Source organism: Arthrobacter sp. 2MCAF14, assembly GCF_052115645.1.
Classification (GTDB): domain Bacteria; phylum Actinomycetota; class Actinomycetes; order Actinomycetales; family Micrococcaceae; genus Arthrobacter.
On sequence record NZ_JBFRHB010000003.1, the window covers coordinates 18505 to 41742 of the forward strand.

The 23238-nt window shown below is 63.3% G+C and carries 23 protein-coding genes; 18 read left to right on the forward strand and 5 right to left on the reverse strand.

What is annotated here, in order from left to right; genetic code table 11:
* Nucleotides 1-60: 60 nt before the first annotated feature.
* The 5 genes from AB4074_RS03710 (at nucleotide 61) to AB4074_RS03730 (ending at nucleotide 4308) form a co-directional block, all read left to right on the forward strand.
* The gene (locus tag AB4074_RS03710) at nucleotides 61-633 is read left to right on the forward strand and encodes a hypothetical protein (protein WP_441412161.1); all 573 of its coding nucleotides are present in this window, start codon (nucleotides 61-63) and stop codon (nucleotides 631-633) included.
* 10 nt (nucleotides 634-643) lie between these two features.
* A complete protein-coding gene (locus AB4074_RS03715) occupies nucleotides 644-1477 on the forward strand; it encodes an exodeoxyribonuclease III (RefSeq protein ID WP_441412162.1) in 834 nt (277 codons plus the stop codon).
* Between the two features lie 18 nt (nucleotides 1478-1495).
* Nucleotides 1496-2587, forward strand: coding sequence for a tryptophan--tRNA ligase (gene trpS / locus AB4074_RS03720; RefSeq protein WP_441412163.1), 1092 nt, complete (start codon nucleotides 1496-1498; stop codon nucleotides 2585-2587).
* Between the two features lie 4 nt (nucleotides 2588-2591).
* Nucleotides 2592-3284, forward strand: coding sequence for a 2'-5' RNA ligase family protein (locus AB4074_RS03725; protein WP_441412164.1), 693 nt, complete (start codon nucleotides 2592-2594; stop codon nucleotides 3282-3284).
* Between the two features lie 70 nt (nucleotides 3285-3354).
* Complete coding sequence (locus AB4074_RS03730; protein WP_441412165.1) at nucleotides 3355-4308, forward strand: YihY/virulence factor BrkB family protein; 954 nt, start codon at nucleotides 3355-3357, stop codon at nucleotides 4306-4308.
* A 91-nt stretch (nucleotides 4309-4399) separates the two neighbouring features.
* Here the strand turns inward: AB4074_RS03730 and AB4074_RS03735 are convergent, their stop codons facing one another.
* From AB4074_RS03735 to sdhC, 5 genes are all read right to left on the reverse strand, one after another.
* On the reverse strand, nucleotides 4400-5164 hold the full coding sequence (locus AB4074_RS03735; protein WP_441412166.1) for an alpha/beta hydrolase family protein: 765 nt from the start codon (nucleotides 5162-5164) through the stop codon (nucleotides 4400-4402).
* Nucleotides 5165-5259: 95 nt separating this feature from the next.
* Nucleotides 5260-6042, reverse strand: coding sequence for a succinate dehydrogenase iron-sulfur subunit (locus AB4074_RS03740; RefSeq protein ID WP_078105990.1), 783 nt, complete (start codon nucleotides 6040-6042; stop codon nucleotides 5260-5262).
* A gap of 1 nt (nucleotide 6043) precedes the next feature.
* Nucleotides 6044-7843 carry a succinate dehydrogenase flavoprotein subunit gene (sdhA, locus tag AB4074_RS03745; RefSeq protein ID WP_441412167.1) on the reverse strand — a complete coding sequence of 600 codons (1800 nt, stop codon included), beginning with the start codon at nucleotides 7841-7843 and terminating at the stop codon, nucleotides 6044-6046.
* 92 nt (nucleotides 7844-7935) lie between these two features.
* On the reverse strand, nucleotides 7936-8415 hold the full coding sequence (locus tag AB4074_RS03750; RefSeq protein ID WP_441412168.1) for a succinate dehydrogenase hydrophobic membrane anchor subunit: 480 nt from the start codon (nucleotides 8413-8415) through the stop codon (nucleotides 7936-7938).
* 3 nt (nucleotides 8416-8418) lie between these two features.
* Nucleotides 8419-8799: a succinate dehydrogenase, cytochrome b556 subunit gene (gene sdhC / locus AB4074_RS03755; RefSeq protein WP_078105987.1), complete on the reverse strand. Its 381-nt coding sequence runs from the start codon at nucleotides 8797-8799 to the stop codon at nucleotides 8419-8421.
* A 238-nt stretch (nucleotides 8800-9037) separates the two neighbouring features.
* Between sdhC and AB4074_RS03760 the strand changes: the two genes are divergently transcribed.
* From AB4074_RS03760 to AB4074_RS03820, 13 genes are all read left to right on the forward strand, one after another.
* Entirely contained in the window at nucleotides 9038-10171 is a 1134-nt protein-coding gene (locus AB4074_RS03760) for a mannose-1-phosphate guanylyltransferase (protein ID WP_441412169.1), read from the forward strand.
* Between the two features lie 76 nt (nucleotides 10172-10247).
* Nucleotides 10248-11447 (forward strand): amidohydrolase, encoded by a 1200-nt coding sequence (locus AB4074_RS03765; RefSeq protein ID WP_345450094.1) that lies wholly within the window; start codon nucleotides 10248-10250, stop codon nucleotides 11445-11447.
* 412 nt (nucleotides 11448-11859) lie between these two features.
* Nucleotides 11860-12294 (forward strand): MarR family winged helix-turn-helix transcriptional regulator, encoded by a 435-nt coding sequence (locus AB4074_RS03770; protein ID WP_437772859.1) that lies wholly within the window; start codon nucleotides 11860-11862, stop codon nucleotides 12292-12294.
* A 59-nt stretch (nucleotides 12295-12353) separates the two neighbouring features.
* On the forward strand, nucleotides 12354-12785 hold the full coding sequence (locus AB4074_RS03775; RefSeq protein ID WP_441412170.1) for an organic hydroperoxide resistance protein: 432 nt from the start codon (nucleotides 12354-12356) through the stop codon (nucleotides 12783-12785).
* The gene (locus tag AB4074_RS03780) at nucleotides 12782-13801 is read left to right on the forward strand and encodes an NADP-dependent oxidoreductase (protein ID WP_441412171.1); all 1020 of its coding nucleotides are present in this window, start codon (nucleotides 12782-12784) and stop codon (nucleotides 13799-13801) included. The genes AB4074_RS03775 and AB4074_RS03780 overlap by 4 nt, the downstream gene beginning before the upstream one ends.
* A 334-nt stretch (nucleotides 13802-14135) precedes the next feature.
* On the forward strand, nucleotides 14136-15242 hold the full coding sequence (locus tag AB4074_RS03785; protein WP_236816176.1) for a BMP family lipoprotein: 1107 nt from the start codon (nucleotides 14136-14138) through the stop codon (nucleotides 15240-15242).
* A 163-nt stretch (nucleotides 15243-15405) separates the two neighbouring features.
* On the forward strand, nucleotides 15406-16956 hold the full coding sequence (locus AB4074_RS03790; RefSeq protein ID WP_441412172.1) for an ABC transporter ATP-binding protein: 1551 nt from the start codon (nucleotides 15406-15408) through the stop codon (nucleotides 16954-16956).
* Nucleotides 16949-18322, forward strand: a complete 1374-nt coding sequence (locus AB4074_RS03795) for an ABC transporter permease (RefSeq protein WP_441412173.1) — start codon at nucleotides 16949-16951, stop codon at nucleotides 18320-18322. The genes AB4074_RS03790 and AB4074_RS03795 overlap by 8 nt, the downstream gene beginning before the upstream one ends.
* The gene (locus AB4074_RS03800) at nucleotides 18319-19848 is read left to right on the forward strand and encodes an ABC transporter permease (protein ID WP_441412174.1); all 1530 of its coding nucleotides are present in this window, start codon (nucleotides 18319-18321) and stop codon (nucleotides 19846-19848) included. The genes AB4074_RS03795 and AB4074_RS03800 overlap by 4 nt, the downstream gene beginning before the upstream one ends.
* Before the next feature lie 2 nt (nucleotides 19849-19850).
* Entirely contained in the window at nucleotides 19851-20261 is a 411-nt protein-coding gene (locus AB4074_RS03805; RefSeq protein WP_441412175.1) for a cytidine deaminase, read from the forward strand.
* A complete protein-coding gene (locus AB4074_RS03810) occupies nucleotides 20258-21568 on the forward strand; it encodes a thymidine phosphorylase (protein ID WP_441412176.1) in 1311 nt (436 codons plus the stop codon). The genes AB4074_RS03805 and AB4074_RS03810 overlap by 4 nt, the downstream gene beginning before the upstream one ends.
* Nucleotides 21569-21632: 64 nt before the next feature.
* Nucleotides 21633-22283: a DedA family protein gene (locus AB4074_RS03815; RefSeq protein WP_441412177.1), complete on the forward strand. Its 651-nt coding sequence runs from the start codon at nucleotides 21633-21635 to the stop codon at nucleotides 22281-22283.
* Nucleotides 22284-22518: 235 nt separating this feature from the next.
* A complete protein-coding gene (locus tag AB4074_RS03820; protein WP_441412284.1) occupies nucleotides 22519-23238 on the forward strand; it encodes a DedA family protein in 720 nt (239 codons plus the stop codon).

The following is a 23238-nucleotide window of genomic DNA, read 5'->3' on the forward strand; positions in this document are numbered from 1 at the left end:
GGCTGTTCGCCGGGGGTGGAAGCGAGCGGTTCGCCGCGCGGAGTTTGCGACAATGGGTGCATGCGATCCCTCGGCGACTCCCCGTCATCTGTTCCCTCGTCCGCTTCCGCCAAGAGCCCGTTCAAAGGCTTCCGCATCGGTGGACTGGGCATGACAGTGGTGCTCATCGCCTTCCTGGTGGCCGTGATCTTCGCCGCCAACCATAACGACGTCGTCGGTTGGATCGTCGCCGTTGTCTCCTTCGGCTGGCTCGCGCTCGCCGCCTTTGTGGTCTTCAGCATCCAGAAGGCTGCCAGGCGGGCCGGTGAAAAACTCACCGAAGCCCAGAACGCTTTCAACGCGGCAACCGGCCGCGCGCCGTCGTCGTCGAGCGCCAACCACGGTGGCACCCGGGTGGTCTCGGAACGGAACGAAGCGGATGAAATCCGGGACCTCAAATTGGACCACTCCTTCAAGATCGTCCAGGTGCAAGTACGCGTGGTGGAGGACGAACGAGCCAAGGGCGACGCCGCCGATCAGGACACCATCAACCGTGCCTTGGAGACCATCGCCATCACGTCGAGCAATGCCCGGGACATGATCAAGTCCTCCGGCGGCGGCGACGAGCCCGTCTCGGGCACCATCATCGACTAGAGTAGGCGGGGTGAGCTCGGCATTGAAGAAGGACTTCCTTCGCATCGCAACGGTCAACGTCAACGGCATTCGTGCCGCCTACAAGAAGGGCATGGCGGAGTGGCTGGAACCGCGCGACGTCGACATCCTGTGTCTGCAGGAAGTCCGCGCGCCCGATGAGGTGGTCCACCCGCTCATCGGCGAAGGCTGGTACATCCTGCACGCCGAAGCCGAGGCCAAGGGCCGCGCCGGCGTTGCGATTGCCTCCAGGCAGGAACCAGTTGCCACCCGCGTGGGTATCGGCGACGACTATTTCGCCACCACCGGACGCTGGGTCGAGGCAGACTACGTCGTGCGGGACGGCGGCGGCAAGGACACTACCCTGACGGTGGTCAGCGCCTACGTGCACTCCGGCGAAGCGGACACGCCCAAGCAGGTGGACAAGTACCGCTTCCTGGACGTCATGACCACGAGGCTTCCGGAGCTTGCCAAGCACAGTGAGCATGCCCTGGTGGTGGGCGACCTCAATGTGGGCCACACCGAGCTCGACATCAAGAATTGGAAGGGCAACACCAAGCGAGCCGGTTTCCTTCCTGAGGAGCGCGCGTACTTCGACCGCTTCTTCGGCGACGAGATCGGATGGAGGGATGTCCACAGGGGCCTGGCAGGAAATGTCGATGGCCCCTACACCTGGTGGTCCCAGCGCGGTAAGGCCTTTGACACTGACACAGGCTGGCGCATCGACTACCACATGGCCACTCCTGGACTCGCGGCAGCCGCTCTTTCGGCCGTCGTTGACCGGGCGCCGTCGTGGGACACCCGTTTCTCCGACCACGCACCGCTGGTAGTCGACTACCAGCTCTAGGCTTTCGAAAGTTTCCTCATGACCAGTTCCACCACGACTGAACCCGCTGCAGCCGCAGCCAAAGCAACATCCACCAAACTGGCCGCCGGGGCAAAGCACCGTGTGCTGTCCGGCATGCAGCCCTCTGCCGACTCCCTCCACTTGGGCAACTACCTTGGTGCCCTGGTCAACTGGGTCCGTATGCAGGACGAGTATGACGCCATCTTCTTCATCCCGGACCTGCATGCCATTACGGTGCCGCAGGATCCCGCCGAGCTGGCCCGCCGGACACGCGTCACCGCTGCGCAGTACATTGCCGGCGGCGTAGACGTGGACAAGTGCACGCTGTTCGTCCAGTCCCAGGTTCCTGAGCACGCCCAGCTGGCGTGGGTCCTGGGCTGCATCACCGGCTTCGGCGAAGCCTCGCGCATGATCCAGTTCAAGGACAAGTCGCTGCAACACGGCTCCGACCACGCGAGCGTCGGGCTCTTCACGTACCCGATCCTGCAGGCAGCCGACATCCTGCTGTACCAGCCGCACGGGGTGCCCGTGGGCGAAGACCAGCGGCAGCACATTGAACTCAGCCGCGACCTGGCCCAGCGCTTCAACAGCCGGTACGGTGAGACGTTCCAGGTGCCGCAGGCCTTCATACAGAAGGAAACGGCCAAGATCTACGATCTCCAGAACCCCACGGCGAAGATGTCCAAGTCCGCGGAGTCGCCGGCCGGGTTGATCAACCTTCTCGATGACCCAAAGGTCACGGCCAAACGCATCAAGTCGGCCGTCACGGACACCGAGACGGAAATCCGCTTCGATCGCGAAGCCAAGCCCGGGGTGTCCAACCTCCTGAGCATCTACTCGTCCATCAGCGGCCAGCCGGTGGAGAAGATCGTCGCGGACTACGAAGGCAAGATGTACGGCCACCTGAAGGTCGACCTCGCTGAACTCGTTGCGGCCCATCTCGGGCCAATCCGGGACCGCGCCAACGAGCTGCTGGCCGATCCGGCCGAGCTCGACCGGCTCCTCGCCCACGGGGCGGACAAGGCCCGCGAGATCGCCTCGGCCACGCTCGCCGACGTCTACGCCAAGGTGGGCTTCCTGCCTTACGGCGGAGCACAAGGAATCCGCTAAAACCATGTGCGCAGCTGGCAAGATCAGCGTCCAGGCCGGCTCCCTTTCAAGGGGAGCCGGCCAGGCCGCTGACGCCCGCCCGGCCACGGGCGCACACCAGTCTGCCAGCGCGTGCGGGGACAACATGTGCGTAGGGGTCATCCTGGGTTTCCCCCGTGAAGTCGCCCAGGAACTGCAGCAATGGCGTGCATCCTTCGGTGATCCCATGGCGGAAGTCATCCCGGCCCACATCACCCTCGTCACGACGACGCCTGCCCAGGACTGGGAAGCCACCCTCGAGCACGTTCGCGATGTCGCCCGGCGCCAGGCACCATTCAAGATCACGATTTCCGGCACGGGCTCCTTCCGTCCGGTATCCCCGGTGGTGTTCCTGAAGGTCGAAGACGGTTTCGAGGAGTGTGTGGGCCTGCACGAACAACTGCAGGCCGGCCCCCTCGAACGCGATCTTCCTTTCCCCTACCACCCGCACGTGACGGTAGCCCACGACGTCGCTCCTGAAAGCCTGGACGAAGCCGAAACGGTGCTCAAGAACTACAGCGCCACCTTCCCTGTGGTTAGCATGGGACTTTACGAGCACGACGACAACGGCATTTGGCAGCTACGGGAAGAGCTCGACTTTGGCGGCGACGCAGACCAAGCACGGAAAAGCACAGCACAACGACCGGCAGCAGGCGGAAAGGCCACCGCTGCCGACTGAAGGGGCGCAGCTGAAGCTGCAGCTCATTCACCGTCAGGTCGAATGGGGAAAGGCCCGGCGCTCAGGTAATATGGGCGCCACGATTCCGGCGTTCATCAACTTGGCCCTCGCCCGGCTGAGCAACTTCCGGCCGATGCGTGCCTTCAATCTCTACAACCTGCGCCATGGTCCACTGTTGAGCGCCGGCATTGGCTTCACCATGTTCTTCTCCATCACAGGCCTGCTGGCCACGGGATTCGCGGTGACCGGCTTGGTCCTCAATGGGCAGCCCCAACTGGTTGATTCAATCGTCTTGAGCGTCTCCACGGCGGCCCCGGGACTCCTGAAAACCAGCGGAGGCAACGGCCTGGTGGATCCGCATGATCTCCTGAACCCCACAGGCCTTGGCTGGACGGCCGTCATAGCCGCCGTCGTCACGGTCTTTACCGCGCTAGGCTGGATCGCCGGGATCCGGGAGGGACTTCGCGGAGTCTCCGGGCTGGAGTCCGTGCAAGAGAACCCCCTGCTGATGAAGGCCCGCGACGCCGGGACCCTCCTGCTGCTCGGCGCAGCCTTGGTGGTCAGCGCCGGTGTTTCGCTCGTGTTCGGGACAGCGGCCGGATGGATCATCGAACGGCTCGGGTTGGCCGACGCCGTTGCCGGCCCCGTCACGTGGCTCGTTCGCACGGCAGTTCCACTTGTCCTCAACTGGGCGACGGCGGTGATCATGTTCCGCTTCGCAGGCCGCTTGAAACTTCGCCGCCAAGCGTTCGTGGAAGGAACAGTGCTGGCCGGCATCGGGACCACCATCCTCCAGATCTTCAGCACGGAATTGCTGGCGAACGCCGGACGGAACCCCATCCTGGCCTCATTCGCCATCATCATCGGGCTTCTCATCTGGTTCAACCTGGTCAGCCAGGTCTACTTGGTCTCCGGGGCGTGGGCGGCCGTCAGGGAAGCGGATACCGGCGCTCATGAGCACCCCAAGCCGGCCCTCGGATCACGGCACCCTTCGCCCCACACGTTCCACGCAAAAGGCTCCTGACGGCATCCAGAGCCGCAACTAGCTCGAAGTTGTTGTCGTTTTGAGCGCTCATAACGACAACAATTGCTAGTTAGTTGGGCTGGGTCTCGCGCTAGTCGCCGAGGTACTGCCCGGCCCAGGCCGAGATGATCCCCGCGACCCGGGCGGCTTGTCCCTTGCCCGTCAACAGGTGGTCACTGCCTTCGAGCGAAATGAAGCTCCGCGGGTGCCGTGCCGTTTGGAAGATCTCGCTGGCATTGTCGATGCCCACGGTGTTGTCTGTGGGGGAGTGCAGCACCATGAGTGGTCTGTGCAGGGTGCGGATGCAGTCCCTGAGGTCGGCCTTCTCCACGTCCTCAACAAAGTGGCGGCGAACCTCCATGCGCCTGCCGCCCAAATTGACCTCTGCGCTGCCTTCGCTGAGAATCGTGCTGACTTCGGCGTCGAACATGTGCTCCACATGCCTGGGCTGGAATGGGGCGCCGACAGTCGCAACGGCCCGCACCTCGGGGAGGCTGAGGGCGGCGGCCAACACAGCGGCCCCGCCGAAGGAGTGGCCAACGAGCAGGGAGATTTCCTTACCATCGGCACGCATGAACCCGGCGGCGCGGATGGTGTCCGCCACTTTCACGCTGAACGATCCTGCGGACCAATCGCCAGCGGAGTCGCCGAGTCCAAGGTTGTCGAAGCGAAGCATGCCGACGCCGAGATCCGCCAAGCCCTTGCAGATACGCGAGGCTGACGGGCTGTCCTTGCCGAGGGTCAAACCATGGGAGAACACACCCCAGCCCCGGACCGTGCCCTCAGGCACGTCCACGATCCCTGCCAGGAGATCTCCGGTACTGCCTTCGAAACTGATCTTCGTGGACTTGGACACCCTGTCCGCCTTTCGTTTTGCGAGCGAGTCTTAAACAACGACGACGGCGGACCCCGCCAAGGGGACGCCGTCGTCGTCGTATTCTAAATTTTGGACTAGATCTTTCGTGCCAGGATGGCCTGCTTGACCTCGGCGATTGCCTGGGTCACCTGGATGCCACGCGGGCAAGCCTCCGAGCAGTTGAAGGTGGTGCGGCAGCGCCACACGCCTTCCTTGTCGTTGAGGATCTCCAAGCGCATGTCACCGGCATCGTCTCGGGAATCGAAGATGAAGCGGTGCGCGTTCACGATGGCGGCCGGGCCGAAGTACTGGCCGTCCGTCCAGAACACGGGGCAGGACGACGTGCAGGCAGCGCACAGGATGCACTTGGTGGTGTCGTCGAACCGTTCACGGTCCTCGACCGACTGCAGGCGTTCCTTGGTGGGCTCGTGGCCCTTGTTGATCAGGAACGGCATGACCTCGCGGAAGGACTGGAAGAACGGCTCCATGTCCACGATCAGGTCCTTCTCCACCGGGAGGCCCTTGATCGGTTCAACGGTGATGGGCTTGGAGGTGTCCAGGTCCTTCAGCAGGGTCTTGCACGCGAGGCGGTTACGGCCGTTGATGCGCATGGCGTCGGATCCACAGACTCCGTGTGCACAGGAACGGCGGAAGGACAGCGAGCCATCGATCTCCCACTTGATCTTGTGCAGGGCGTCCAGCACGCGGTCGGTGCCGTACATCGTCAGCTGGTGGTCTTCCCATACGGGCTCTTCCGAGACCTCGGGGTTGTAGCGTCGCACTCGCAGCGTGATGTTGAAAGTGGGGATTTCCCCGCCTCCACCAATGTGCGCGGGCAGCTCGATCTTGGATGCTGGCTCAGCAAGTTCAGCAGACATCTTAGTACTTCCTCACCATCGGCTCGTAGCGCGTAAAGACAACAGGCTTGGTGCCGAGTCGGATGCCCGCGATTGCTTCCGCAGATCCGTCCGCCGGGGCGTGCTCATCCTTATACGCCATGGAGTGCTTCATGAATTTCTCGTCGTCGCGCTCCGGGAAGTCCTCCCGGAAGTGGCCTCCACGGGACTCCTCGCGGTGCAGGGCAGCAACTGTCATGACTTTGGCCAGTTCCAGCAGGAAGCCCAGTTCCACCGCTTCGAGCAAGTCAAGGTTGAAGCGCTTTCCCTTGTCCTGGACGCTGATGCGCTGGTAGCGCCCTTCGAGGGACGCGATATCCGTGAGCACCTGGTTCAGGGTGTCCGCAGTACGGAACACCTGCATGTTGGCATCCATGGTGTCCTGCAGTTCCTTGCGGATCGCGGCAACCCTTTCGCCGCCATCGGAAGTGCGGACGTGGTTCAGCAGATCCAGCGTGTACGCCTCCGGGTCTTCCGGGAGCTCCACGAAGTCAGCAGTCTTGGCGTATTCGGCTGCTGCAATGCCGGCACGCTTGCCGAAGACGTTGATGTCGAGAAGCGAGTTGGTACCCAAGCGGTTGGAGCCGTGGACCGAGACACAAGCAACCTCGCCGGCTGCGTACAGGCCCGGCACGATGGTGTCGTTGTCCTGCAGGACCTCGGTGGTGATGTTGGTGGGAATGCCGCCCATGGCGTAGTGCGCCGTCGGGAACACCGGAACCGGTTCCGTGTACGGCTCGACACCGAGGTAAGTGCGCGCGAATTCGGTGATGTCCGGAAGCTTCGCGTCGATGTGGGCCGGCTCAAGGTGGGTCAGGTCCAAGAGGACGTAGTCCTTGTTCGGGCCGCAGCCGCGTCCTTCACGGACTTCGTTTGCCATGGAACGGGCCACGATGTCGCGGGGAGCGAGGTCCTTGATGGTGGGGGCGTAGCGTTCCATGAAACGCTCACCCTCGGAGTTGCGAAGGATCGCGCCTTCGCCGCGGGCAGCTTCCGAGAGGAGGATGCCCAAGCCGGCGAGACCGGTCGGGTGGAACTGGAAGAATTCCATGTCCTCCAGCGGGATTCCGCGGCGGAAGGCGATGCCCATGCCGTCACCGGTCAGGGTGTGGGCGTTGGAGGTGGTCTTGAAGACCTTGCCCGCGCCGCCGGAGGCGAACACCACGGACTTGGCCTGGAAAACGTGCAACTCGCCGGAGGCGAGGTCGTAGGACACGACGCCGGCTACGCGCTTCTGCTTGTACGGCGTTCCGTCTTCGCGGACGGCGTCTTCCTCGACGGTCAGCAGGTCCAGGACGTAGTACTCGTTGTAGAACTCGACGTTGTGCTTCACGCAGTTTTGGTACAGCGTCTGCAGGATCATGTGGCCAGTGCGGTCTGCTGCATAGCAGGCGCGGCGGACCGGAGCCTTGCCGTGGTCACGGGTGTGGCCACCGAAACGGCGCTGGTCAATGCGGCCTTCGGGCGTGCGGTTGAACGGCAAGCCCATCTTCTCCAGGTCCAGCACGGCGTCGATGGCTTCCTTCGCCATGACCTCGGCTGCGTCCTGGTCAACCAGGTAGTCGCCACCCTTGATGGTGTCGAACGTGTGCCACTCCCAGTTGTCCTCTTCGACGTTGGCCAGGGCTGCACACATGCCGCCCTGGGCTGCGCCAGTGTGGGAACGGGTGGGGTAGAGCTTGGTCAGTACTGCAGTGCGTGCGCGCTGACCGGATTCGATCGCGGCGCGCATGCCGGCGCCGCCGGCACCGACAATAACGACGTCGTACTTATGGACCTGCATACCAGATGCTCTTTCTCTCTAAGTCAGATGGTCGGCGGAGCCTGCTCCGCGTGTTGTGCACAGCCGGACTAGCCGGTGGTGCAGCGGAGCCGCTACGGCGCCGGGCAGAACCCGCCCGGCAGCTGAACGCCGTTGGCGACGGGGCACGGGTTGAACGTGAAGATCACCAGCGTGCCAAGAACGACGATGACGACGGTAGCCGCGTAAAGGACCACCTTGAGCCAGAGGCGGGTGGCGTCCTTCTCGGCGTAGTCGTTGATGATGGTGCGGACGCCGTTGGTGCCGTGCAGCATGGCGAGCCACAGCATGGCCAGGTCCCAAAACTGCCAGAACGGGTCGGCCCACTTGCCGGCCACGAATCCGAAGTCGATGCCGTGGATGCCCTCGCCCACCATGAGGTTCACAAAGAGGTGGCCGAAGATCAGGACCACGAGCACGACGCCGGAGAGCCGCATGAACAACCACGCGAACATCTCGAAGTTCCCCTTGGAACCGCTGCCGCGACGGTACTGCGGCGCGATCTTCCCGCTGCCGATTTTTCCACTGCGTGGGGTCTGAATGTCAGTACTCATGGCTTAGTGGCCTCCCAGTGCGAGGGACAGGTGGCGGATGGCGAAGGCCCCGAAAACGACCAGCCACAGTACCAGGACGGTCCACAGCATCTGGCGCTGGTACTTTGCGCCCTTCTTCCAGAAGTCAATGGCGATGACGCGCAGGCCATTGAAGGCGTGGAAAACGATCGCTGCGACGAGGCCCGTCTCGCCCAGGGCCATGAGGGGGTTCTTGTAGGCGCCGATGACGGCGGTGTAGGCCTCCGGGGACACACGCACCAATGAGGTGTCCAGCACATGGACCAACAAGAAGAAAAAGATCACAACACCGGTAATACGGTGTCCAACCCAGGACCACATGCCTTCACGGCCGCGGTACAAGGTGCCAGCTGGTTTTGTCGGCACTGAATAAACCTTCCTGCAACACAGCGGCGCTTGCACGGGATCCATGCGGGGGGAACGCCAGCCGCGAGAGCACTCGTAGCTCAGCCTAAATCTAGGCTTCGCTCACAGCTTATTCAATTTAGGCACCCCTTCTTGTAACGAGAGTGCGGGTGTTCGCCTGAATTCCGGTCTTTTCGCCGCGGGGGTGAGACGAAGACCACAAAGTGGGACTTGCGCGGGTGTCGGATAAGGTGTTGCGGTGAGTATAGAAAACGCTGCAAGCCCCGAATCGCCATTGCGTCACTTCCATGCGGTTATTCCGGCCGGCGGAGTGGGCACGCGCCTGTGGCCGCTTTCGCGCGCAGCTGCGCCCAAATTCCTGCATGACCTCACGGGTTCGGGAAGCACCCTTCTACGGGCTACCTACGACCGCCTCGAACCATTGGCCGGCAACCGCGTGTTGGTGGTCACGGGTGTGGCGCACCGGGTTGCTGTCTGCCGCCAGCTTCCCGAAGTGGGCGACGACGAACTGGTCCTCGAAAGCGAACCGAAGGACTCGGGCGCCGCGATCGGCCTCGCCGCCGCCATCCTCTACCGTCGCGACCCGGACACCATCATGGGTTCCTTCGCAGCCGACCATGTCATCAGCCCGGACAACCTCTTCCAGGAAACTGTCCGCGAGGCAATCCGCACGGCTGCCGCCGGAAAGATCGTCACTATCGGCATCAAGCCCACGCACCCCTCGACCGGGTTCGGTTACATCCGCACCGGGGACTTGCTCAACATCGATGACGCACCGAACGCGCATGCCGTGGTCGAATTCGTCGAGAAGCCGAGCGAGGACATTGCCAAGAAGTACCTCGAGACGGGCGACTACGTCTGGAATGCCGGCATGTTCGTCGCCCCCGTCGCGCTCATGCTCAAGCACCTGGAGGCAAACCAGCCGGTCCTGTTCGCCGGGCTGGAGGAAATTGCCGAGGCCTGGGACACGCCGGAACGCGACGAAGTGACTGCCCGGGTGTGGCCCACGCTGCCGAAGATTGCCATTGACTATGCCGTGGCTGAACCAGCCGCAGCGGCGGGGGATGTCGCCGTCGTGCCCGGTACCTTCCGCTGGGACGACGTCGGAGACTTCGCCGCGATCGGTCGACTCAACAATGCCGGCGACGTCGATGAGGTGACCGTCCTGGGCGAAGGCGCCCGTGTCTTCACCGAGAACGCCAGCGGCGTGGTTGTCTCCGACACTAAGCGCGTGATCGCCCTTATCGGGATCAAGGACGTCGTGATCGTTGATACGCCGGACGCCTTGCTTGTCACCACGAAGGAACACGCCCAGCGGGTCAAGGGTGCGGTGGACGCACTCAAGGCCAGCGGGGACACCGACGTTCTCTAGCGCCCCCTTTCGGCACTGTCCGTAACCAAGAGACCCCTTTCGCTATTCGGAGGGCGCGGATGGCTAGAGTTGTGAGGTGCGCAATTTCACTACCGAAACCGAGCCGACCCCTGTGGTGAAGCCATGGCTTGACGATCTCTTGCCGGAACTCCTTGAATTCCGGAGGGATCTGCATGCGCACCCCGAACTTTCCTTCAAGGAATTTCGCACCACGGACAAGTTGGTTGAAAGGCTCGAAGCGGCGGGGCTTGAACCCCGCCGGCTGGAAGGGTCGGGGCTGACGGTCGACGTCGGCGAGGGGCCTATCGCGACGGCCCTCCGCGGCGACATCGACGCCCTCCCCATCATCGAAGAGACCGGGCTTCCGTTCGCATCGAAGAACCACGGTGTCACCCACGCGTGCGGGCATGACGTCCACACCACGAGCATGCTTGGCATTGCCTTGGTGCTGCACGCCATGCACCAGGAATCCCCCTTGGGCGGCACGGTGCGCATCATCTTCCAGCCGGCAGAGGAAACCATGCCCGGCGGTGCCCTGTCCTGCATCGAGCAGGGCGTGCTCCAGGGTGTCCCGCGGATTCTTGCGCTGCACTGTGATCCGCGGATCAACGTCGGCAAGATCGGCACGCGCATCGGTGCCATCACCTCGGCGTCTGACACCATCAAAATCGAACTGACCGGACGTGGCGGCCATACTTCGCGTCCGCATTTGACCGAAGACCTGGTCTTCGCGCTAGCCCAAATCGCCGTCAACGTCCCGGCCGTTCTGTCCCGTCGCGTGGATGTGCGCAGCGGCGTTTCGGTGGTGTGGGGGCAGATCGCGGCAGGTTCGGCACCCAACGCCATCCCCGCCAATGGCTATATGGCCGGCACCATGCGTTGCCTCGACAGGGACGCTTGGCATAGTGCGGGGGAGTTGCTCGACGACGTCGTCCAGCAAGTTGCCGCGCCGTACGGGGTGGACGTGCACCTTGAGCACACCCGCGGTGTCCCTCCCGTCGTCAACTCGGAACACGAGACTGCCCTCATCGAGGCCGCGGCCCGTGCGGAACTCGGCGAGCACGCCGTCGTCCTGACGCCCCAGTCCATGGGAGGCGAAGACTTTGCCTGGTTCCTCGCCGACCTGCCGGGCGCCATGATGCGGCTAGGAACGCACACCCCCGGCGGTGAGGAATACGATCTCCACCGCGGTGACTTCATTGTGGACGAGCGTGCCCTCGGCTTCGCGATCCAGGTCCTGGCCGCCGCCGCGCTGCGAACCATCCGGGATCTCTAAGCCTCCGACGCTCGCTCACTTATGCCGGGTTCTGGCCGGACGCTCGCTCACTAATACGGGGTTCTGGCCGGACGCTCGCTCACTTATGCCGGGTTCTGGCCGGGCGCTCGCTCACCTATGCCGGGTTCTGGCCGGGGATCCTCTTGCAGATCATCATCTGCAAGAGGATCCCGTCGTTTCGGCTTGTTTGTGAGCGGGCGTCGTTGGGGGTGGGCTTGTTTTGAGCGGGCGTTGCCCGGGGTGGGCTTGTTTGTGAGCGGGCGTTGCCCGGGGTGGGCTTGTTTGTGAGCGGGCGTTGCCCGGGGTGGGCTTGTTTGTGAGCGGGCGTCGTTGGGGGTGGGGTTGTTTGTGAGCGGGCGTTGTCGGAGGCATTTTAGTTGTGCACAATTGAATTGTGGGCTATCGTTATTCCATGAGTGAAGCCCCCCGCCTCGACCGCCAGGTCTGTTTCGCGCTGTATTCCGCATCGAAGGCCGCCACTGCGGTCTACCGGCCGGTGCTGGACGAGCTCGGACTGACATATCCGCAGTACCTCGTGATGTTGGTGCTCTGGGAAAACGAGCCTCGGAGCGTCCGGGAACTGGGTACCGAGCTGGGACTCGACTCAGGCACCCTGTCACCGCTGCTCAAGAGGCTTGAAGCCTTGGGCCTCGTGGAGCGCCGGCGTTCAGCCGAGGACGAGCGACGCGTCGAGATCCACCTGAGCGACGCCGGGCGGGCCCTCAGTGCCAGGGCGGGGGCTGTACCGCAACGCCTCGCCGACGCCGCGGGCCTGAGCGCCGCGGAGCTTGCGCAGCTTCACGACACCCTGGGCCGGCTCACCGCCGCCCTCCATTCAGCCATCTGATCGTCCATCTCAAAACGTCCATCCAACACGTCCATCCCATCCAAGGAAAAGGAACCACAGTGAAGACTTTGTACATAGCCGAGGCACTTGCCTCCGGTGAAGGCCGCGAAGGCAGCGCCCGCACGAACGACGGCAAGCTGGACGTCACTCTCGCCAGCCCGGTGGAACTGGGCGGAAACGGCCAGGGCACCAACCCCGAGCAGCTCTTCGCCGCCGGTTACGCGGCATGCTTCCACTCGGCACTCAGGCTGGTAGGGCGCAAGGCCCGGGTGGATCTGACTGATTCCGCCGTCGCCGCCAAGATCCATTTCGGTGCCTTGGAGGGCAGCGAGGGATACGGCCTCGCCGCGGAGCTTGAGATCGCGCTGCCTGCCCTCGACAGGGAAACCGCCGAGCAACTCGTGGCCAAAGCCCATCAGATCTGCCCCTACTCCAACGCGACCCGCGGGAACATCGCCGTCGACATCAAGCTTGTGGAGGTGGCAGCATGAGCTCCGCACTTCCCAAGAGCACCCGCGAAATCCAGCTGGCATCCCGCCCGCAAGGACGCCCTGTCCAGGAGAACTTCCGGCTGGCCGAGACCGATCTGCCGGAGCTGGAGGACGGCCAGATCCTGGTCCGCAACGAGTTCATGTCGGTCGATCCCTACATGCGCGGCCGCATGAATGACACCAAGTCCTATTCGGCACCTTTCGGACTCGACGCTGCGCTCGACGGCGGTGCGGTGGGTGAGGTGATCGCGTCCCGTTCCGAGGCACTCAAGGCGGGTGACGTCGTCGTGCACCAGCTCGGCTGGCGCGAATACTCGGTGGTGGATGCTGCAAGCGCGACGCCGGTTCCGGCCGGCCTGGCGCCGACGTCGGCGTTCCTCGGAGCACTTGGCATGACGGGCCTGACGGCATATGCCGGGCTGCTCAAGGTGGCCGAGTTCAAAGCCGGGGACGTCGTCTTCGTTTCCGGTGCCGCAGGCGCAGTGGGTTCGATCGTCGGTCAGGTCGCCAAGGCCATGGGCGCTTCCAAGGTGATCGGCAGCGCGGGTTCCCCGGAGAAGGTGGCTCGCTTGCTGGAACTCGGCTTCGACGCGGCGTTCGACTACCACGACGGTCCCGTCGTGAAGCAACTTCGTGAGGCTGCGGGGGAGCGTGGCATCGATGTCTACTTCGACAACGTGGGCGGCGAGCACCTCGAGGCTGCCCTCGCCGTCCTCACTGTGGGTGGCCGCGTGGCAATGTGCGGCGCCATTTCGCAGTACAACTCCACAGAGCCGGCATCGGGCCCGCGGAACCTGGCCGTGGCCATCGGAAAGCAACTGACCCTGCGCGGCTTCCTCGTGGGCGGCCAGCGACAGCACGCCGGCGAGTTCGCGCAGAAGATGGCCGGATGGCTGGCCGATGGAACGGTCCGCTACGACGAGACGATCGTTGATGGACTGGAAAACGCGCCGAAGGCTTTCATCGACCTCCTGGATGGAGCCAACACCGGCAAGATGCTGGTCCGCCTGCCCTGAGTCTAGTTCCGCAGCGGCGCGAACTGGCGGCAGATGCCCGTAAAAAGCGATTTCGGGGTCATCTGCTGCCAGTTCGCGCCCGCGGGAGATCGCATCCTAGGACCGTTCGCTGGGAGTTCCACTACTGCTTGGTAACAAAAGCTCAACAATCTTCGGGTTGTTGGGCTTTTGTGTTACCCGGGTGTGTTCAATCCCACTAAAGTTGTGCCATCAGTGCGCCCCTGGCGCAGTGCTGCGAAGCATCAGTGAAAACAGAATTTCAGACTCGAGTTTTCGAAACGGACACTCATTGACCAACTGTCGTAGCATCAATCACTTTCTTCCTGGAGGAAAATTGAAGCAATCACTGCGTGCCACATTAAAGCGCGGTTCATTTGCAGGCGTCGCAACTGCGGGGGCCGCTGCACTTTTGCTGGCAGGCTGCGGTAGCGCACCGTCTGCTTCGAGCTCGGGCAGCGCCACCAAGTCGGACTACACCGCATGCATGGTGTCCGACTCCGGCGGCTTCGATGACAAGTCGTTCAACCAGTCAGGCTACGAGGGCCTTCAGGCCGCAGCCAAGGACCTGAGCATCCAGGAGAAGCACGTCCAGTCCAAGGCCGACACGGACTACGACCCCAACCTTCGTTCCATGGTCCAGCAAGGCTGCAAGCTGACAGTTACGGTCGGCTTCCTGCTTGGCGACGCCACGAAGAACATCGCGACGGCGAACCCCAACAGCCACTTCGCCATCATCGACTACTCGGACCCCACCTTCCCGAAGAACGTCAAGCCGATTGTCTATAACACTGCCCAGGCCGCGTTCCTGGCCGGGTACCTCGCGGCCGGCACTTCCAAAACGGGCAAGGTTGCGACCTTCGGTGGCCTCAACATCCCCACCGTGAGCATCTTCATGGACGGCTTCTCTGACGGCGTGAAGTACTACAACCAGAAGAAGGGCAAGTCCGTCCAGCTGCTTGGCTGGGACAAGGACAAGCAGGACGGAACGTTCGTCGGCGACTTCAAGCAGGTCGACAAGGGCAAGGTCCTCACCCAGGGATTCCTGGACCAAGGGGCCGACGTCGTCCTTCCCGTCGCTGGACCGGTTGGAGCGGGCGCCGGAAGTGCGATCCTTGACGCCAAGGCAAAGGGCACGGACGCAAAGCTGATCTGGGTCGACTCGGATGGCTACCTGACCGCACCCGCGTACAAGTCGGTCATCCTGACTTCGGTCCAGAAGACCATGGCGACCGCCGTCGAAACGGTCATCAAGGCCGACAAGGACGGCAAGTTCGACCCCAGCCCGTACGTCGGCACGCTCGACAACGGGGGCGTGGCCCTTGCCCCGTTCCACGATCTCGACTCCGCTGTTCCGGCAGACATGAAGAGCGATCTTGACCAGTTGAAGAAGGACATCATCTCCGGCGCAGTCAAGGTCGAATCGAAGTCCAGCCCCAAGTAAAAATCCGGGCTAAACCGCATCGCGCTGCCCTTCAGCCGAGTTTTGGCAGAAGGGCAGCGCGTTCTGCGTTGCCTTCAATTTGCTCTTCGACACTCCTTGGCCGAGCACTATGCTGGGACCACGGTGATGACGAGGAGCCATCCTTTATAGATGGGTTGGAGTTTTGAAACTCGAACTGAAAGGGATCACGAAGCGCTTCGGATCCCTCGTAGCCAATGACCACATCGATCTCGTGGTTGAACCCGGCCAAGTCCATTGCCTGTTGGGCGAAAACGGTGCCGGAAAATCCACCCTGATGAATGTCCTTTACGGACTCTACGATCCCAGCGAGGGCGAAATCCTGGTCGACGGCAAGCCGGTCGTCTTCAAGGGTCCCGGCGATGCCATGGCGGCAGGGATCGGCATGGTCCACCAACACTTCATGCTGATTCCGGTATTCACCGTCGCCGAAAATGTCGCCTTGGGAAACGAAGCCACGAAGGCTGCCGGTTTCCTGAACCTGGATGAAACCCGCCGCAGGATCTCCGAGATTTCCAAGCAATACGGATTCCACGTCGACCCCGATGCCCTCGTGGAAGACCTGCCCGTGGGCGTGCAGCAACGGGTCGAGATCATCAAGGCACTCGTTCGCGACGCGGAAGTCCTGATTCTCGATGAACCGACCGCGGTTCTCACTCCGCAGGAAACCGATGAGCTCCTGGACATCATCCGGCAGCTCAAAGCCGCCGGAAAGTCAATTGTCTTCATTTCGCACAAATTGCGCGAGGTCAAGGAAATTTCGGACATCATCACGGTGATCCGGCGGGGCAAAGTAGTCGGCTCGGCCGATCCCTCGGCGTCCCCGACGGAACTCGCCTCGGCGATGGTAGGCCGGGCGGTCAGCCTGACCCTGGAAAAGAAGCCCGCCCAGCCGGGTGAGGCGACCTTCAAGGTCCGGGACCTGACCGTTGTGGACCACAATGGCCAGCACGTCGTGGACGGGCTGAGCTTCGACATCGCCAAGGGTGAAGTGCTTGCCATCGCCGGTGTCCAAGGCAACGGCCAGACGGAGCTCACGGAAGCCATCCTCGGCGTCCAGCAGCACGTCACCGGGTCCATCGTCCTCGATGACGTCGAACTGCTCGGCAAGAGCGTCAAGCAGGTCCTGTCCGCCGGCGTCGGGTTCGTCCCTGAGGACCGCAAGATCGACGGCCTGGTGGGAACGTTCTCCATTTCCGAGAACATGATCCTGGACCTTTACGACAAGGCGCCTTTCGCCCAAGGCATCGGCATGAAACCGGCCTTGATTGCTTCGCACGCGGAGAAGAAGGTCGAGGAGTTCGATGTGCGGACGCCGTCGATCGATGTCGCTGTGGGTACGCTCTCCGGAGGCAACCAGCAAAAGGTGGTCCTGGCCCGGGAGCTGTCCAGGCCATTGAGGCTCTTCATCGCATCGCAGCCCACCCGAGGGCTCGATGTCGGCTCCATCGAATTCGTACACAAGAGGGTCATTGCGGAACGGGACAACGGAACTCCGGTGATGATCGTGTCCACGGAACTCGATGAAGTCCTTGAGCTCGCTGACAGGATCGCCGTTCTCTACCGGGGAAAGCTGGTCGGGATCGTTCCCGCTGGTACGTCCCGCGATGTGCTGGGCTTGATGATGGCCGGCGTTCCGGAACATGAGGCAGAACTGACTGCGCACAAGACCCTCGAGGGAGGAACCCATGTCTGAGTCCAATACCCCTCGGCAGGAAAACGAGGTCGAGCCGGAGCGCCCGGAAACATTGGACGACGAGGTCGTCCTGGATGTCGCGCTGGACACGGCGGACGGTGCAATGGCCCCATCTGTAATACCGGCTGCCAGCCAAGGCGGACAGATCCCGCACGCCGCCGGTGGTTCAGTCTTCCGGCAGATCGTGACCGGAAACGCCATGGTCTCGGTGTTGTCCGTGCTGCTCGCCATTGTGCTCGGCGGCATCCTGATGGCCGTGACGAACCCCAAAGTTGCCGAAACGGCAGGCTATTTCTTCGCGCAGCCGGGGGACATGCTCACCGAGGTCTTCAGGCCCTACGTGGCGTTGGTCCAGGGCGCGATATTCAACTGGGCCGGGGCCGACGCCGCAGCCCAGCTGTACCCGATCACTGAAACCCTGACGGTGTCCACGCCCCTGATCCTGGCAGGACTCGGCGTGGCCTTGGCCTTCCGCGCGGCCCTGTTCAACATCGGTGCGCAAGGGCAGATCATTTTCGGCGCCCTGTTCGGCGCCTACGTGGGCTTCACCTGGCACTTGCCTTTCCTGGTTCACCTGCTGCTTGTCATCGTTGCCGGATTTGTCGGCGGCGCGGTGTGGGGCGGCGTCGTCGGCCTCCTCAAGGCCCGGACCGGTGCGCATGAGGTCATCGTGACCATCATGCTGAACTACATCGCGAACTTCCTGCTCCTGTTCCTCCTGACCACTCCGGCTTTCCAGCGCAAGGGCTCGACCAACCCGATCTCGCCCTTCCTGGACCAGTCGGCACTGTTCCCGGAGTTGCTCGGCCCCCAGTTCAGGCTCCACGCGGGCTTCCTCCTTGCAGTGCTGGCAACGGTCTTCGTCTGGTGGCTCCTGAAGCGCTCCACGCTCGGCTTTGAATTCCGGGCCGTGGGCGCCAACCAGAGCGCGGCACGCACCGCCGGAATCAACGTTCCCCGCGCCGTGATACTCGTGATGGCGATTGCGGGTGCGCTTGCAGGCCTGGCCGGCATTGCGCAGGTATCCGGAACGGAGAAATACCTCTCCGGAGGCGTCGCGGCTTCCATCGGCTTCGATGCCATCACCGTGGCGCTGCTTGGCCGTTCGACGCCGTGGGGAACCTTCTTCGCCGGGCTCCTGTTCGGCGCCTTCCGTGCGGGAGGTGTCGCGATGCAGGCTGAAACCCAGACCCCCATCGACATCGTCTTGGTCATCCAGTCGTTGATCGTCCTGTTCATTGCGGCACCGCCGCTGGTGCGAGCGATCTTCGGGCTGAACCCGCGGAAAAAGAAGAAGGCCACTGGCGGCCCCGGCTCCGGAACCATCCCCTCCGGAAAAATCGAGAGCGGAGCTGCAACAGCATGAGCACCACAACAACTCAGCCTGGCGGTGGCACGCCCGCCGGAAACGCCCCGGCGAGCCCCGGAAAGACGGGTGCCACCGAGCTGGTGAGCTGGAAGGCCGGTATTGGACTATCCCTGCTCGCAATCCTGGGAACCATGCTGTTCGGCTTCATGTCCAATTCGAAGTCGGCAGGCTTCGGCATTGCCGAGGCCGCCAATGAAGCGGCCTCCAGTGTCGCTGCTTTGGTCACGTTCGTCCTGGCACTTCTGCTTTCCGTTGGTCTCGGATACCTGTGGTTCGTCCGCCGTCGTTCAGGCCTCACCTCCGGTTCAGGCACGGCGTCAGGTTCAGGCACGGTACCCGGTTGGCTGCCCCCATCCACCGTCGCCGCCGTCGTGGTCCTCGGCCTTGCCGCGCTCGGAGTGGCAAGGGTTTCCAAGATCACGCTCCCTTCCGCGGCCATCGGCTGGATCGCTGCGGTGATCCTTCTGGGCCTGGCAGGCTACACGGTGTATCTCACCCAGACGAAGAGGGCTGCACCCCGCTGGGTGGGCGGCACCTTTGCCGCAGTGTTCCTCATCGGGTTCATGGTCTGGATCGTCGCTGGCGGAAATGGCGATGAGCCGTCGATCTCCCTCGCCGGACTGATCGCAGGATCCGTCACCTTGGCCGTGCCGCTCGTCTTCGGATCCCTTTCCGGCGTCCTGTGCGAGCGCGTCGGCGTGGTCAACATTGCCATTGAAGGACAGCTCCTGCTGGGAGCATTCTCCGCAGCCGTTGTTGCCACGGTGACGCACAACGTCTACGCCGGGCTGGTCGCGGCGGCCGTCGCCGGGACGCTTGTTTCCTTGGTCCTGGCCGTGGTCAGCATCAAGTACCTCGTCAACCAGATCATCGTCGGCGTCGTGCTCAACGTCCTCATCAGCGGACTGACGAGCTTCCTCTTTTCGACGCTGCTGACGGCTGACCCTGATGGACTCAACAAGCCGGGGCGCTTGCCTCCGGTGGACATCCCCTTCCTGTCCGATATCCCCATCATCGGCCCCATCCTGTTCCACCAGTCCCTCGTGGGCTATTTGATGTACATCGCAGTAATCGTGGTTTACCTTGGCCTCTTCCACACGAAGTGGGGACTGCGCGTGCGGGCCGTCGGCGAGCACCCACAGGCAGCCGACACCGTGGGCATCAACGTCAACCGGACCCGTTTCTGGAACGTGCTCATGGGCGGTGCGATCGCGGGCATTGGCGGCTCGTTCTTCACGCTCGTATCCGTGGATGCGTTCAGCAAGGACATGTCCGGTGGCCGCGGGTATATCGCCCTGGCGGCGTTGATCTTCGGCCGCTGGAACCCGATCGGCGCCTTCCTGGCCGCGTTGCTGTTTGGCTTCGCGGACAACCTCCAGAGCGTCATCACCATCATCGGATCGCCCGTGCCGAGCCAGTTCATGGCCATGCTGCCTTACGCCTTGACGGTCTTTGCCGTCGCTGGATTGGTGGGCAGGTCCCGGCCGCCGGCGGCAAGCGGCATACCGTACGTCAAGGGCTGACCGTGGCGCTCACGGATACCGACGTGGACTGGGCGGCCCTCGAGGCCGCCGCGGTCGCCGCCATGGGGAAGGCCTACGCTCCGTATTCGAAGTTCCCGGTGGGGGCTGCCGCCCTCACCGAGGACGGGCGGATCGTCAGCGGATGCAACGTCGAGAACGCCAGCTATGGACTCACCCTGTGCGCCGAGTGCGCCTTGGTGGGGGACCTCCATATGGGTGGCGGCGGCAGATTGCGGGCGTTCTATTGCGTCGACTCGAAGGGCAATGTCCTCATGCCGTGTGGCCGGTGCAGGCAATTGCTGTATGAATTCCGGGCACCGGGCATGCAACTCATGACGACGCAGGGCATCAAGACCATGGACCAAGTGCTGCCAGATGCCTTCGGTCCCGACAACCTGGAGGAGAACCGGTGACACAGACTGAAGCGTTCGACGCCGTACAGATCATCAGCATCAAACGGGACAAGGGAACCCTGAGCCCGGAGCAGATCGACTGGACGATCGATGCCTATACCCGCGGCGTCATTGCCGATGAACAAATGGCGGCCCTGAACATGGCGATCCTGCTCAACGGGATGGACCGTGCCGAGATCTCGCGCTGGACAGAGGCGATGATCGCCTCGGGCGAGCGGATGGACTTCTCGAGCCTTCGTCGTCCTGACGGCGGCGTGAAAGCCACCACCGACAAACACTCAACCGGGGGTGTCGGGGACAAAATCACCCTTCCCCTTGCGCCGCTCGTGGCGGTCTTCGGAGTGGCGGTTCCCCAGCTGTCCGGCAGGGGACTGGGCCATACGGGCGGCACGCTCGACAAGCTCGAGGCAATTCCCGGGTGGCGGGCGAACCTGAGCAACGAGGAAATCCTGGCCCAACTGCAGGACGTGGGCGCTGTCATTTGCGCCGCCGGCACGGGTTTGGCTCCGGCGGACAAGAAGCTCTATGCCCTGCGCGACGTCACGGGCACCGTGGAAGCCATTCCCCTGATTGCCTCGTCCATCATGAGCAAGAAGATCGCCGAAGGCACGGGCTCGCTGGTGCTCGACGTGAAGGTGGGCTCCGGGGCGTTCATGAAGGACGAAGCCCGTGCCCGCGAGTTGGCCGAAACCATGGTGGCCCTCGGCAAGGATGCGGGCGTCAACACGGTGGCCCTCCTGACCAACATGAGCACGCCGCTGGGCTTGACCGCCGGTAATGCCATCGAGGTGGAGGAATCGATCGAGGTGCTTGCGGGCGGCGGCCCGGAAGACGTCGTCGAGCTGACCGTCAGGCTCGCCGAAGAGATGCTCGCCTGCGCCGGAGTGCACGACGCCGACCCCGCCGCCGCCCTCAAGGACGGCCGCGCGATGGACGTCTGGAACCGCATGATCGAGGCCCAGGGCGGCGATCCGCGTGCCGCCCTGCCCGTGGCCAAGGAATCCGAGGTCATCCCGGCCCCGGCCGACGGCGTCCTGGTGGAGCTCGACGCTTTGTCCGTGGGCGTGGCTGCGTGGCGCCTGGGCGCCGGACGTGCCCGGAAGGAAGACATCGTCCAGGCCGGCGCAGGGGTGCGCATGCACGCCAAACCGGGCGCCTTGGTCCGGGCGGGGGAGCCGCTCATGACCCTCCTGACCGACACCCCGGAAAAGTTCGACAGGGCCAAGGAAGCCTTGGAAGGCGCCGTGCTCATTGCGCCGGAAGGCTCACGGCCGGCGCAACGGCTCATTATCGGCCGGATCTCCTAGGCTGATCTCCCGGGCATTTTGGGATGCCCGGAGACAATCCCTGTGGCCATTCGTTAGGAAGACCGTGCAAGCCATCAACGACTTCATCCTCGCCGCAGCCGGACAGCCTTGGGTCTTGCTTCTGGTTTTCGCCTGCTGCGTGATCGACGGTTTCTTCCCGCCCGTTCCCAGCGAGTCGATGGTGGTGGGACTCGCTGCAGTCTCCGTCACCGCAGGGATGCCCAACACGTGGTTGTTGATCCTGGTGGGGGCCCTTGGGGCTTTCACTGGCGACAACCTCGCCTACCTGATCGGCCGCAAAATAGGTGTTCGCCGCTGGCGGTGGATGCGTTCCCAAAGGATGCAGGGTGCATTCCGCTGGGCCGGGAGGGAACTTCGACGCCGGGCCGCGTCGCTGATCATGGTGGCCCGGTTCATCCCCATCGGGCGTGTAGCGGTCAACCTCACAGCCGGTGCAACCCATTTCCCGCACGGCGTGTTTGTCGCGCTCACGGCCATGTCTGCCGTTCTATGGGCCAGCTATTCGGTGGCCATCGGCGTGTTCTTCGGCCAGTGGTTCGAGCACAACCACCTGCTCGGAGCGATCATCGCGATCGGCGCGGCCGTCATCCTGGGAATTATCGTGGACCGGGTCATCAGCAAAGTCCGCGGGGCCACGCCCGCGATCGAAGAGGACGAAGAAACCGGGGAGCCCGAAGAGGAATCCGTCGTGTAGCTGGCGTAGCCAAGGGGCGCCATCTCCTCCCTGGGTATGACGTGCTTGGTACTGGAAGATCCCTCCACAGGTGGATGCTTCCATTTCGACTTTCGAGCTAGCCTTAAAGGGTGTTCCACGGCGGCCGGGGCGTAGCGAACGACGCCGCGGCCGTGGGACACTGGATAGCGATCTATGTCACGCGACCGTGTGACTTTCCTTGAGGAGCAATGCCTGCGTGGAATTCATGAACCACATGCTCGAGCATGCCGCCGGGCAACCGTGGATCTACCCGGTGCTCCTGGTTTTCTTTTTCATCGACGGCTTTGCCACGATCCTTCCCAGTGAGACCGCGATCGTAGGGCTCTCGGCCCTCGCCATGCACCGCGGCGAGCCCAACCTGTGGCTCCTCGGCGCCACGGCGCTCGTCGGGGCCATGGCCGGCGACAACATGGCCTACATGCTGGGCCGCAAGATCGGCCTGGACCGCTGGAAATGGATGCGCAAGCCGAAGGTCCAGAAGATGTTCGCCTGGGCGCACTATGAACTGGACAAGCGCGGCGCAGTGCTTATCTTCACGGCCCGATACATACCGTGGGGCCGGGTAGCGGTGAACTACGTCGCCGGACAGACCGGCTTCCGCCACAAGACCTTCTTCTTCCTCGATGCCTTCGCGTGCTCCACGTGGGTAGTTTATTCGATCGGCATTGGATCGCTGGCCGGCCACTGGGTGCACAACAACCCGCTCCTCGGCGTGGGGATTGCCGTGGCATTCGCCGTGGTGCTCGGCGTCATCGTGGACCACACCTTGCGTTGGTGGCACAAGCACCTTGAAAAGAAAGACGGGGAAAAGAAAGACGGGGAAAAGAAGGACGGCGAGAAGAAGGAAGCAGCTTCCCCGGAAGCAGCCGCAGCAGACGCGGGTACCGCGGTTAACGCGGCGTCCGGTGTCGACCGCTCAAACCCTGCTGGCTAA